The sequence below is a fragment of the uncultured Microbulbifer sp. genome (assembly GCF_947504145.1).
In the GTDB taxonomy this organism is placed as follows: domain Bacteria; phylum Pseudomonadota; class Gammaproteobacteria; order Pseudomonadales; family Cellvibrionaceae; genus Microbulbifer.
In genome coordinates this window covers 506599-518524 of record NZ_CANNGQ010000001.1, presented here as the reverse complement: position 1 = coordinate 518524, position 11926 = coordinate 506599, and the positions used below count along the sequence as shown (strand labels likewise).

Here is an 11926-nt window from a genome sequence, read left to right as displayed (position 1 = left end):
GAAGAACAGAAAAAACGGCCCAGGGAAAACCCAGCCTTAGCCGTCGCAATACACCTGGCGGAACAGCTCGCGGCTTTTCAGGGGGCGACTGCCCAGCAACGGCTGCAGCAACAGCCGGGTCAGGCGTTTGGCGGCGGCCATGGTGTCGTCGGAGGGGCTGCTATCAAGGGTATCGCCGGCCAGTACCTGCGGGTGAACTGCGCCATCGCCCTCTGAATACTGGCCGTCTGTATCCAGCAGCTGCGCCATTTCCAGTAGCTGTACACCGTGAAAATCCTCCACACGCAACCTCTGCCCCGGCGGAATCACCACCGGCACAAAGCCGTCTTCTGCGGTCAGGCGATAAACGGCCTGCTCGCGAACCACGCCGTTTTCAGACGGACTGAACCCAAGCTCAGGGCAGCTCCCCAGCGACCGCAACAGGTGCAATTCGAACTGCCGCAAGGGTAATTCCAGGTCCGAGCTGCGTTCTCCGGAAACCCCCGACAGCGCATCCAGAAGTTGCTGATAGGCGACAAACACCGACAACAGGCTTTCCCCTTCCGGCATCAGGCGCACCAGCAACTCGTTGGCATACAGGCCCGCATATACGGCCCTGCCCTTGAGCCACAGGGATTGACCGGCGTTTTCCAGGGGACCGAGGGTTTTGAGGTCGTGACGCCCGAGCAGGGTCACCAACAGAGGGGAAAAGGGTTGCAGCGCGCGCTGGCGGCGCTGCTTGTCGCGCCGCGCGCCCTTGGCAATACAGGCGATGCGCCCGTAATCCGGCGTGAGCAGCTCCAGAATCAGGCTCGAGTCACGAAACGGCCGGGAGTGCAGAATATACGCTGGTTGCGGGGGCAGCTGCTGCACGTGTTCTCCGCGGCGGGTCAGCGCTTGTCGACGTATCCGAGACTGCGCAGAGCGCGCTCGTCGTCAGACCAGCCGGACTTCACCTTCACCCACAGGTTGAGCATCACCTTGGTGTCGAACAGGCGCTCCATATCCAGGCGCGCCTGCTGACCAATCTGCTTGATACGCTCGCCCTTGGTACCAATCAGGATGCGCTTCTGTCCATTGCGCTCTACCAGAATGGCGGCGCTGATATGCAGAATTTTTTCCTCCTGGGAAAACTCCTCCACTTCCACCGTCACCGAGTAAGGAATTTCAGCACCCAGCTGACGCATAACCTTCTCGCGAATAATCTCTGCGGCCAGGAAACGGGAGCTGCGGTCGGTGATCTGGTCTTCCTCGAAGAAGTGCACCCCTTCCGGCAGGCGCTCGACAATCACGTCTTCCAGCGCCTGCAGGTTGGCACCCCGCAATGCGGACAGCGGCACAACTTCCGCTTCCGGGAAGCGCTCAGAGAGGGCCTGCAGTTGCGGCAGCAGTTCGTTTTTGTCTTCCAGCTGATCCACCTTATTGATGGCAATGATCAGCGGGCACTTGAGGCCACGCAGTTTCTGCGCCACCAGCTCGTCACCCTCGGTCCAGCGCGCGCGCTCCACCACGAACACCACCACATCCACATCGCGGGTGGAGCTGATGGCCGCCCGGTTCATATAGCGGTTGATGGCCTTCTCTTCCCCCGCGTGCAGCCCCGGAGTATCCACAAATACAATCTGGTTGGCACCTTCGGTTTTGATACCGAGCATATTGTGGCGGGTGGTCTGGGGCTTGCGCGAGGTGATGCAGATCTTCTGCCCCAGCATATGGTTCAACAGGGTGGACTTGCCCACATTGGGGCGGCCGACGATAGCCACGTATCCGCAGCGGGTGGGCGAGGTGTCTGAATCGCTCAAGGGAAATCTCCGGGCCGTTTCGGCCTTCGCACAGGCCACTTCAGGGCCTGCGTCAAAAATGGGCATTTGATACTGATGCAGATTATAGAGTCAGCCCTGCCCGGTCAGTCGAGCGTAGGCTTCAGTGGCGGCGGCCTTTTCGGCGGCCCGGCGGTTACCGGCGGTACCGCGCACCGGTGCATTCAGCCCCGCCACACGGCACTCCACCACAAACTGCTGGGAGTGCTCTTCGCCGCCGATATCCACAACCCGGTAGTCCGGCAATGGCTTCTGACGCGCCTGCAGCCATTCCTGCAGGCGGGTTTTGGGGTCTTTGTCGGTTTCCAGAGACAGGTTTTGCAGACGCGAGGCAAACCAGGCCAACACGCGCTCCCGCGCCGCTTCGAGGCCAGCATCCAGGTAGATGGCACCGATAATGGCCTCCACCGCGTCCGCAAGGATGGACGCGCGGCGATGGCCACCACTTTTCATTTCGCCTTCGCCGAGGCGCAGGCACTCCCCCAACTCCAGCTCGCGCGCCAGTTTGGCCAGAGTTTCCCCACTCACCAGTTGCGCACGCAGACGGCTCATCTGGCCTTCGCGGCCATCGGGGAATTTTTCAAACAGCGCAGCACTGATGGTAAACCCGAGGATGGAATCGCCGAGGAATTCCAGCCGCTCGTTGTTGCGGCTGCCGTGGGAGCGGTGGGTCAGTGCCAGGGAGAGCAGGTCCGCCCGGGCAAATTGATACCCCAGGCGGTTGCCCAGTCGTTGCAGATGGAGGTCTGTCACCGGTCAGTAATCGTCTCGCTTGCGAAACTGCTCAAGATCCACCAACGGCTCACAGCAAAGCTCGGGTTTGGCAGTATTCAGTTGTTTGTCAAACTGCATCACCACGTCCACATTGTGAAACAGGGGCTGACGCAGCTCGTAATTAATGCTCACCAGGGTGCTGTCGGCACCGCGGATAATCTTTACCGACTGCGCCGGCTCGCCGCGCACATTGTTGATGGTAAAGAACCGATCCAGCTCGCGCTTGATCTCAGAATTGCTCATTTCACGAATGCCGTTCTGCTTGGACAGGGTCACCAGACCCTCTTCCACAAAATGCGCATCGATATAAGCCGGGCCCATTTTGGACACAATTGTCAGGCCGAAACCGAACACTGCAATCACAAACAGCCAGCCCCAGTAACTCATGCCCCGCTGGGCGGCCAGCGGCGTACGTTGTTGTAAAGCCATTGTGTAGTACCGTTTTATCGTTATTAACGCCGGTCCCTGGTTTCCCTGTTCACGGTAGCGGTGAAACAGCCACTGCCGCGACGGGCACCGATTCCTAATCGATGCCGCCTACCCGGTCGAAGCTGGGCAGGCTCAATAGTTTGTCCCAATGCATCCAGATTGCAAAGGCTTTGCCGACGATGTCTTTCTCCGGTACGAAGCCCCATTTGCGGCTGTCCAGGCTGTTGTCCCGGTTATCGCCCATCATGAAGTAGTGCCCTTCGGGGACCACCAGAGTGCGAATATTGCCGTAAACGCTCGGATTGACCTGCTTGGCCATCAGGTGGCGCTCGCCATCAATCTCTTCCCACAGGAACTCTTTCTGCGGGTTGCCCGGAGGCAGCGCCTGGATCAGCTCCTGGGGTGCCGGCTTGCCGTTGATGAACAGCTGGTTATTGACCACCCGAATCTGGTCTCCCGGCAGGCCGATGACGCGCTTGATGTAGTAGGTTTCATTGGCGTGCGGCGGGAAAAACACCATCACGTCGCCGCGCTTGGGCTCACCGATATTCAGCACCTTGGTACGGGACACCGGTAGGCGCAGCCCATAGGCGTATTTGTTGACCAGAATGAAATCCCCTACCTGCAGGGTGGGATCCATGGAAGCCGACGGAATCTGGAAGGGTTCTACCAGGAAGGAACGCAACACGAATACGATTGCCAGAACCGGGAAGAAGGACTTGGCGTACTCCACCACCACCGGTTCCTGCTCCTGCTGCCCCTTGGCGGAGCGGGCTTTGCGCCCGCGGGCCAGAAACAAAAGGTCCATCAGCCAGATAACCCCTGTCACCACCACCAGCAACAGCAAAATAAGGGGAAAATTGATATCCATTCAAACGTCTCTTTCTGACGGGTTCTTATCGATCGTCTTCCATCGCCCCGGTCAAACCACCGGGGCACCAAGTCTATTCAGGCCAGATATCAGCTGTCTACTTTCAGCACCGCCAGGAAGGCATCCTGAGGCACCTCAACCCTGCCCAGCTGCTTCATACGGCGTTTACCGGCTTTCTGCTTCTCAAGCAGCTTTTTCTTACGGCTGACGTCGCCACCGTAACACTTGGCAGTTACGTTCTTGCGCAGTGCCTTAACGGTAGTACGGGCGATCACCTGGCCACCAATGGCCGCCTGGATCGCCACATCGAACATCTGGCGCGGAATCAGCTCTTTCATCTTGTCGGCGAGGGCGCGGCCGCGCTGCTGGGCGTTGTCCCGGTGCAGAATGACCGCCAGAGCATCCACCCGTTCACCGTTGATCAGAATATCAAGGCGCACCAGTTTTGCCGCGTCAAAACGCACAAAGCTGTAATCCAGTGACGCAAAACCACGGCTCACGGACTTCAAACGGTCGAAGAAATCCATCACCACTTCACTCATGGGCAGCTCGTAGCGCAGGGAAACCTGGCCACCCACATACTGCATATCCTTCTGGATACCGCGCTTCTCCACACACAGGGTGATCACGTTGCCCAGGTAATCCTGCGGAACCAGAATACTGGCCTCCACAATCGGTTCGCGCATCTCCTCGATCATACCCAGGTCGGGCATGCGCGAGGGGTTGTCCATATTGACCAGATCACCGTTGGTCAGTTGCACTTCATACACCACAGTCGGCGCGGTAGTAATCAGGTCCAGGTCGTACTCGCGCTCCAGGCGCTCCTGGATGATCTCCATGTGCAGCATCCCCAGGAAGCCGCAGCGGAAACCGAAGCCGAGTGCGTCAGAGGTTTCCGGCTCGTAAAACAGGGAGGCATCGTTCAGGGACAACTTGTCGAGGGCATCGCGGAAGGCTTCGTAGTCGTCGGAGCTGACCGGGAACAGACCCGCGTAGACCTGAGGCTTCACTTTCTGGAAGCCGGGCAGCATCTGTACGTCCTCGGCGCCCTTGGCGTGGGTCAGGGTATCCCCCACTGGTGCGCCGTGAATGTCCTTGATACCTGCGACCACAAAGCCCACTTCGCCGGCCCGGAGAACACCGGTCTCTTTGCGCTTTGGCGTAAACACACCAACGCTGTCGACCACCTGCGTACGGCCCAGGGATTTGGTCACAATCTTGTCTTTGGTGCTGAGGGTGCCCTGCATGACGCGCACCAGCGACACCACGCCCAGGTAACTGTCGAACCAGGAATCGATGATCAGTGCCTGCAGCGGCGCATTTACATCCCCTTGCGGGGGCGGCACCAGGCGCACCAGATCTTCCAGTACCTCTTCCACACCCAGGCCAGATTTGGCACTACAGCGGGTCGCGTCGGTGGCATCAATACCGATGATGTCTTCGATCTCTTCCGCCACCTGCTCCGGCTCGGCCTGGGGCAGGTCCATCTTGTTCAGTACCGGAATGACTTCCAGGCCCTGCTCGATAGCGGTGTAGCAATTGGCTACTGACTGGGCTTCCACCCCCTGGGCCGCGTCCACCACCAGCAGCGCACCTTCACAGGCCGCCAGCGAGCGGGACACTTCGTAGGAGAAGTCCACGTGTCCGGGGGTATCAATAAAGTTCAGCTGGTAGGTTTTACCGTCGCGGGCGGTGTAGTCCAGAGTCACGCTCTGGGCTTTGATGGTAATGCCCCGCTCCCGCTCGATATCCATGCTGTCGAGCACCTGCGCCGCCATTTCACGTTCGGTCAGGCCACCGCAGACCTGAATGAATCGGTCGGCGAGGGTGGATTTTCCGTGGTCGATATGGGCGATGATGGAAAAGTTGCGGATATGGGAGAGATCAGTGGCCACTGCGAGGGTAAAACCTTTTTAAAATCAGTGAGTTAATAGGCGGACCGGGCCGCGCTGTGGGCGCAAGTCTAACAGGTTGCAGGAAAAGTGCATCCAATCTCCGCGGAGCCCTGACAGATCAAGGGTTCCGGGCCCTGAACCGGGCTCCCCACAGCAGTAGTACAACCGTGGGAGCCCGCCTACTCACTCAGGTCAATCCTCTTCGATCTGGATTGTGCGGAAGGTGGGCTGGCCACCGCGGAAGAAGCGGATCGGCAGCAGCTCGCCCTTGGGCAGCTTCTTGACGATTTTCTCGTAGTCGCCAAGGGACTCCACCTGGTCAAAGCCCAGCTGGGCGATGATATCGCCACCGCGCAGGCCGGCATTGGCACCGGCCTTACCCGGCACGACCTGTTTGACTAACACACCGCTTTCCACCCCCAGACGCTGCTTCACACCATCGGGGATTTCATCCACCACCAGGCCCAGACGGCCGCCGACATCGGAGCTCGCCGGTGCACTGGCAGCCTGCTGGTTATCGTCATCGCCGGGCAGAGCGCCTACACGAACCTTCAGCTTTTTCTGGTTGCCTTCACGCATCAGGGTTACCGGCACTTCGGCGCCCGGGCGGATCTGGCCCACCACGTGCGGCAGGTCACCGGACATATCGATTTTCTGATCGTCAAAATGGGTAATGATGTCACCAATCTTGATCCCGGCCTTGTCTGCCGGAGACCCGGCTTCCAGCTGACCAACCAGCGCACCGGACGGCTTCGCCAGGCCCATGGCCTTAGCCATCTTCCGGTCCACATCCTGGATACCGACCCCTAGCCAGCCGCGGTCCACACGCCCCTTCTCTTTCAGTTGCGCCACCACGTCCTGAGCCAGGCTCGCCGGAATCGCGAAAGAAAGGCCGATGGACCCACCGCTGCGGGTATAGATCTGTGAGTTGATGCCGACTACTTCGCCGCTCAGATTGAACAGCGGGCCACCGGAGTTACCCGGGTTGATGGCCACATCGGTCTGGATGAACGGCACGTAGTTTTCACGGCTCTCATTGGGAATACTGCGCCCCATGGCACTGACAATCCCCGCACTGGCCGAATAATCCAGCCCGAAGGGGGAACCGATGGCCACCACCCACTCGCCAACGCGCATCTTCTCCGAATCGCCCCAGCGCACGGAGGGAAGATCGTCCGCATCCACTTTCAGCAGCGCGAGATCCGAGCGCGGATCCGTGCCTACCACCTTGGCCTCGTATTCGCGACGATCCGTGAGGGTAACCAGGACCTCGTCGGCACCGTCCACCACGTGGTTATTGGTGACCACGTAGCCATCTTTGGAAATGATGAACCCGGAGCCCATACTGGCCACTGGCCGTTGCTGGCGCTGACGGGGCTCCAGCAGATGCCGGAAGATATCCGGGATCTCCTGTTGGTACTGAGGTGGCGCCCCGTTGCGTGCGACGCGGCTGCGTTCCACGGTGTTGATTTTCACCACAGCGGGTGAGTTCTGCGAAATGAGATCAGTCAGCTCCGGCAGGGCACGGGCGCTGACGTTGGCGGAAGCCAGAATACAAAGTACGAGCAGAAACTGCGAAAAGCGTGCAACCATATTTGTTACCCCTGATAAGCGCTTTTACTACTATTCAAAAAGTGTGTTCGGAAAGCTGGACTGCATGGCTGTCACTCAGTGTTCACCACCCAGTGAAGCCCACTACAGGCACCAATACCGGCCTCGTTGCCGGCCTCACCAACGGAGGGCGCCGGTCGGCCAGTTCCACACTGTTAGTTGGACGTTTCGCGGAAAAGTTCTCATAACTCAGTGTAAAACAGTGTTAAGGGCTCCATAACACAATATGAAACCAAGCCACCAGCAGACAGATTCCACACCGACGCTGCGCCCTCGCACTGAACGCGGGCTATTTCGCACCCAGCGACTGCAGTACGGGCAGTCGGTTCTGGGCGCCCCCCTGCTCTACTTCCCCGCGGATATATGCGACGAACATACCGGGATCGTCATGGCGGGCACCCACGGCGATGAGGTGGCCGCCGTGGTCACCCTCTCCTGCGCCCTGCGCTCACTGGAGGCCGGACTGCTCCGCCACCATGTGATTCTGGCGGTGAATCCGGACGGCTGCCAGCTCGGCATTCGCTCCAATGCCCGAGGAGTAGACCTGAACCGCAACTTCGCCACCATCAACTGGAAGGCCGGCGGCACCGTCTATCGCTGGAACAGTGCCGCCGACGAACGCGATGTCTACCTGTCCAGCGGCGACCGCGCCGGCTCCGAACCGGAAACCCAGGCGCTGTGCCGCCTGGTAAAAGAGCTGGAACCCGCCTGGATGGTCTCCATCCACGAACCACTGGCCTGCGTAGAAGACCCGATCCAGAGCCCGCTCGGGCACTGGCTGGCGGAACGTATGGAACTGCCACTGGTCACCGACTTGGGCTATCAGACGCCGGGCTCATTCGGCACCTGGTGCGCCGAACAGCAGTACCCCTGCATCACTCTGGAATACCCACCCATTGCCGCGGATATCGCCAGTGAAGAGTATCTGGAGGTAACCACCCAGCTTCTGCGCTATATCCCCTGACGCCGGCCTGACACTTACACCAGATATCTGCCCCTGACACTCATCGCTGACGCGCCACAAATACTCACGTCCAGTAAACGCGACCTTCCGAGAATCTCAGCGGCGCAATATCTTTTGCCAGCCAGGTGGGGCCGTCGAGATCCACAAACCGGGCGCACTTGCCTAAGGGCCAGGCCGCACGGATGGCGCGCGAGGTACACAGCATGCAGCCGAGCATTACTTCAAACCCCTGCGCCCTGGCCGCATCCGCCAGCGCCAGCGCCTCGGAAATACCGCCGGTTTTATCCAGCTTGATATTCACCATGTCGTAGAGGGGTTTCAATCTGGGCAGATCGGCGCGGGTATGGCAGCTTTCATCGGCACAGATCGGCAACGGGTGGGAGAATTTATCCAGAAACGCATCCTCCCCCGCGGGCAGCGGTTGCTCGAGCATCGCGACCCCCTGTCCGGCCAGGGATTCACACAGTGCCGGCAACCCGCTTGCCACCCAGGATTCATTGGCATCTATCACCAGCTGGCACTCCGGCGCCGCCGCGCGCACCGCCGATACACGCTCCAGTATTCGCTCGCGATCGAGTTTGAGCTTGAGGACCGACACCCCGGAATCCGCCGCCGCACGGGCCGCCTGCCCCATGGCTTCCGGCTCATCGATGACCAGTGTCTGCACGGTGGGAAGTGATTCAGGGGCGCCCATTTCGCGCCCGTTTTTTTTGCGCGCCCAATCTTCCAGCGCACAGTCCACCGCATTGCGCGCCGCGCCAGCCGGCATGACTTCTTGCAGTTTCTCCCGGCTCATCCCCTGGCCCAGCGCCGGCAACACTGACGAAATCTCGGCCAGTACCGACTCAATACTCTCCCCGTAACGGGGATAGGGCGTGCATTCGCCCACGCCGGTGACACCGTCCGCAGACACTTCCACCACAACGACCCGCGCCTCGGTGCGAGCGCCGCGGGAAATGACAAAGGCGGTACGTAAGGGCCAGCTTTCGGCAAAACAACGCCCCTCAAACATCCGTGCTCTCCTTATTCGAATCGTCCGGCGACATCGGCTGTGCCACCGCGCGGATCAGCACTCAGTGTAGAAAGTTATTTGCGAGGAATAGCTCGGGAAGCCAAAAAATCTGTCAGGAAGTGGGGTGGAAGTGGAAAGAAAAGCGGGTCACCCAGGCAGCTGGACGGCGGGAATGGTACAGGGCTTACCCTGCTCCACGCGCAAGAACTGCGGCGCCATAGCGGGGTTGTTGCGATTGAAATGACTGAAAAGGCGAATAGCGAATGCACCCAGTCCCAGGCCCATCGCGGCACCTGAGATGGCGCCGAGCTCACTGCCCACTACAACAGCATCACCCGCCAGTGCACCCAGCACCAATAACAGGAGCGGTACCAGATAAACCATCAGGGCGCTGGCAGCGAGTGTATTTTCCGCAACACCAATCACCACCGTGTCGTGCAACCGGATCCGCAGGAGGGTTTCAGGAGAAATCGAAACACGAACTTGAGACGCTTTGCTCCAGAAGTCACCCAGCAGCCCGGTGCCACAACCAGATTTGGCGGCACAGCTGTGGCAACCGCTGCGCTGCACGGTTTCCACCCAGATTCCACTCTGCTCGAGGGCCACCACCCTGCCGCGCTCTTCGATCATCAGTTTCGAGCATCCACTGATTTGGCCACCAACTGGGCGGTATTGTCCGGGATCTCACCCACCACGGTAATGGTATAGCGCTCCCCTTTTACATCCAGGTGATCCATATAGGCCACAGTGGCACCGCGCACCGCGCGTCCGGTGTAGTTCATATCCGGACCCAGCTTCTGTACAAATACCGTGAAAGCGCTCAGGCCATCACTGAATACCAGCATTTCACCATCGGCCAGTTCGCGTGTGGCGACAGCCTTGAAACCGGTGGGAGCCCATCCCAGGCGCCAGCGGCTGACCAGGCTGCCGCAGTGGCTGGACCTGTCGCTCTCCCGGGACTCACTGGATTGCGGTTGCAGATCGCTGTCTTTGATCGGCGCCAGGTCCAGCTCTACAAACTGGAATCGCTCCAGCACACGCCCGGCAGGCGCCACCAGCATGGATTTCAGTGGCAGGCCGGTCTCCCTGTCCACACTGATCACCACACCAAAGCGATGGGGATCTCGCGGTCGCGCCTCCAGCACCACTGCCTCGCGGTCGGCGATACGCTCTTCACCACGAATCAGGAAATGATAGATATTCTGCACATTCTGCAGCCCTGAGCTGCTCCAAAGTCCCGCGCGCGACAGCGGACTACCGTCGCGACGGCACGCCGCATCCTGGCCGCGGCTTACCAGCTCTCTCGGCGACCCGGTGAGGTAGCGAATACGCTCCACTTGCTCGCCATTGCGCACCCCGTGCACCACCTCCAGGGTTTCCATTACACCCACATGCTCAAAGGTCACAAGCCCGCGATACTCGAGGTTTGCAACGGCATCTGCCATTTTCGCCAGCAGCGCCTGAGTTTCCGCATCGGTGGCGGGTAATACCAGGCCAGATGACGGGCGCTCTGGGTCGCCGGCACTGGGCTCATCACCCGATACCTCGCCAGCGTTGGCCTCTGCAGAAGACACATTGGGTGCAGGAGTGCCGGGTACCGGTTGCGCAGGCGGACTATTCGCCGGCGGCTGTCCAGCACTTTGTGCGCTCGCCAGTGGCGACAGGGAAGCTGCCAACAGCAAAAAAGCCAACAGCGAGCTGTTGGCTTTAGGGGCGGTAAAACGGAAAACTTTCGCCATGATCATTCTTTATTAGTGGCTAACATCAGCGGGGGGAATTCATCGGTGACCGCAGGCGATGCGCGCTCCGGCCACCGCCATGTCATTCCGGAGGGCGCTCGCCGTAAGTGGCGCGGGCAAAGGGCACCATACCCTGACTACCCACTCGGGCCGCCTGCTCGGAGTGCTCAATCATAACCCGGTTGAGGTGACGCATCAGCTCCGGGGAGGGCACCATCTGCACCTGCGGCGAGGGGCTTCCCACACGCTGTTCGGGTACAAACTGGGGCGCAGTACTAACCGCGCGGGTATTCAGGGTAGGCACCAGGAAGCCGCTCGGCTGAGGCGCCGATTGTACCGGCTGCTGCGCCGGGCGCTCTACTTCAGCCAGTGTATCGACGCCGGGCTGGGGCGACTGCATCTGCTGCACACCCAGCACCGCGGCAAAGGCCACCGTTGCCGCCACGGCACCGCGGGACAGCGGGCGCCACCAGCGGCTGCGGCCGGCATCACTAGAATCATTGGCAGCGGACGGCTGCGCAGGCTCAGCCAGAGACGGCTCATCGGCAATTGCCGCAGAAATACTGGCTGCCAGACCGAGATCTACCGGCGCAACCTTCTCGCCCCGCAGCACATTGCCGGCAAGCTGATAGCGTGACCAGCGCTCCTGGAGGTCGCTGCCGGAGACATCGCTCTCCTTCAGCAGACGCTGAACCTCCAGCTCGGAAGCCTCGCCATCCATCAGAGCAGATAGCGATTCATTCAAACGCTGTTGATGATTCCCGTGGGACATACGGGGCAACCCTCTTTCAGTGCAATTCAGGGGATACAGCGGTATTCCGCCAAAGCATCC

At 60.1% G+C, this 11926-nt stretch carries 12 protein-coding genes; 1 reads left to right on the top strand and 11 read right to left on the bottom strand.

Annotated elements, in window-relative coordinates:
• Positions 1–36 precede the first annotated feature (36 nt).
• From recO to Q1A74_RS02355, 7 genes are all read right to left on the bottom strand, one after another.
• Entirely contained in the window at positions 37–852 is an 816-nt protein-coding gene (recO, locus tag Q1A74_RS02385; RefSeq protein WP_299592039.1) for a DNA repair protein RecO, read from the bottom strand.
• Positions 853–869: 17 nt separating this feature from the next.
• Complete coding sequence (era, locus tag Q1A74_RS02380) at positions 870–1781, bottom strand: GTPase Era (protein WP_299592037.1); 912 nt, start codon at positions 1779–1781, stop codon at positions 870–872.
• Positions 1782–1871: 90 nt separating this feature from the next.
• Positions 1872–2552, bottom strand: a complete 681-nt coding sequence (rnc, locus tag Q1A74_RS02375; RefSeq protein WP_299592035.1) for a ribonuclease III — start codon at positions 2550–2552, stop codon at positions 1872–1874.
• Positions 2553–2555: 3 nt separating this feature from the next.
• The gene (locus Q1A74_RS02370; RefSeq protein WP_299592033.1) at positions 2556–3002 is read right to left on the bottom strand and encodes a DUF4845 domain-containing protein; all 447 of its coding nucleotides are present in this window, start codon (positions 3000–3002) and stop codon (positions 2556–2558) included.
• Between the two features lie 94 nt (positions 3003–3096).
• On the bottom strand, positions 3097–3873 hold the full coding sequence (gene lepB / locus Q1A74_RS02365) for a signal peptidase I (RefSeq protein ID WP_299592031.1): 777 nt from the start codon (positions 3871–3873) through the stop codon (positions 3097–3099).
• An 89-nt stretch (positions 3874–3962) separates the two neighbouring features.
• Positions 3963–5768: a translation elongation factor 4 gene (gene lepA, locus Q1A74_RS02360; protein ID WP_299592029.1), complete on the bottom strand. Its 1806-nt coding sequence runs from the start codon at positions 5766–5768 to the stop codon at positions 3963–3965.
• A 192-nt stretch (positions 5769–5960) separates the two neighbouring features.
• Entirely contained in the window at positions 5961–7361 is a 1401-nt protein-coding gene (locus Q1A74_RS02355) for a DegQ family serine endoprotease (RefSeq protein WP_299592027.1), read from the bottom strand.
• A 244-nt stretch (positions 7362–7605) separates the two neighbouring features.
• Between Q1A74_RS02355 and mpaA the strand changes: the two genes are divergently transcribed.
• On the top strand, positions 7606–8343 hold the full coding sequence (gene mpaA, locus Q1A74_RS02350; RefSeq protein ID WP_299592025.1) for a murein tripeptide amidase MpaA: 738 nt from the start codon (positions 7606–7608) through the stop codon (positions 8341–8343).
• Positions 8344–8407: 64 nt separating this feature from the next.
• Here the strand turns inward: mpaA and ycjG are convergent, their stop codons facing one another.
• From ycjG to Q1A74_RS02330, 4 genes are all read right to left on the bottom strand, one after another.
• Positions 8408–9355, bottom strand: a complete 948-nt coding sequence (ycjG, locus tag Q1A74_RS02345; RefSeq protein ID WP_299592024.1) for an L-Ala-D/L-Glu epimerase — start codon at positions 9353–9355, stop codon at positions 8408–8410.
• A 147-nt stretch (positions 9356–9502) separates the two neighbouring features.
• A complete protein-coding gene (locus Q1A74_RS02340) occupies positions 9503–9985 on the bottom strand; it encodes a SoxR reducing system RseC family protein (protein WP_299592022.1) in 483 nt (160 codons plus the stop codon).
• A complete protein-coding gene (locus Q1A74_RS02335) occupies positions 9985–11094 on the bottom strand; it encodes a MucB/RseB C-terminal domain-containing protein (RefSeq protein WP_299592020.1) in 1110 nt (369 codons plus the stop codon). The genes Q1A74_RS02340 and Q1A74_RS02335 overlap by 1 nt, the downstream gene beginning before the upstream one ends.
• 82 nt (positions 11095–11176) lie before the next feature.
• Positions 11177–11866, bottom strand: coding sequence for a sigma-E factor negative regulatory protein (locus tag Q1A74_RS02330; protein WP_299592019.1), 690 nt, complete (start codon positions 11864–11866; stop codon positions 11177–11179).
• Positions 11867–11926 lie beyond the last annotated feature (60 nt).

Coding starts and splice junctions, on each gene's coding strand:
- Q1A74_RS02370 (WP_299592033.1), bottom strand. CDS start 3,002: ATGGCTTTACAACAACGTACGCCGCTGGCCGCCCAGCGGGGCATGAGT.
- lepB (WP_299592031.1), bottom strand. CDS start 3,873: ATGGATATCAATTTTCCCCTTATTTTGCTGTTGCTGGTGGTGGTGACA.
- Q1A74_RS02355 (WP_299592027.1), bottom strand. CDS start 7,361: ATGGTTGCACGCTTTTCGCAGTTTCTGCTCGTACTTTGTATTCTGGCT.
- mpaA (WP_299592025.1), top strand. CDS start 7,606: ATGAAACCAAGCCACCAGCAGACAGATTCCACACCGACGCTGCGCCCT.
- ycjG (WP_299592024.1), bottom strand. CDS start 9,355: ATGTTTGAGGGGCGTTGTTTTGCCGAAAGCTGGCCCTTACGTACCGCC.
- Q1A74_RS02340 (WP_299592022.1), bottom strand. CDS start 9,985: ATGATCGAAGAGCGCGGCAGGGTGGTGGCCCTCGAGCAGAGTGGAATC.
- Q1A74_RS02335 (WP_299592020.1), bottom strand. CDS start 11,094: ATGGCGAAAGTTTTCCGTTTTACCGCCCCTAAAGCCAACAGCTCGCTG.
- Q1A74_RS02330 (WP_299592019.1), bottom strand. CDS start 11,866: ATGTCCCACGGGAATCATCAACAGCGTTTGAATGAATCGCTATCTGCT.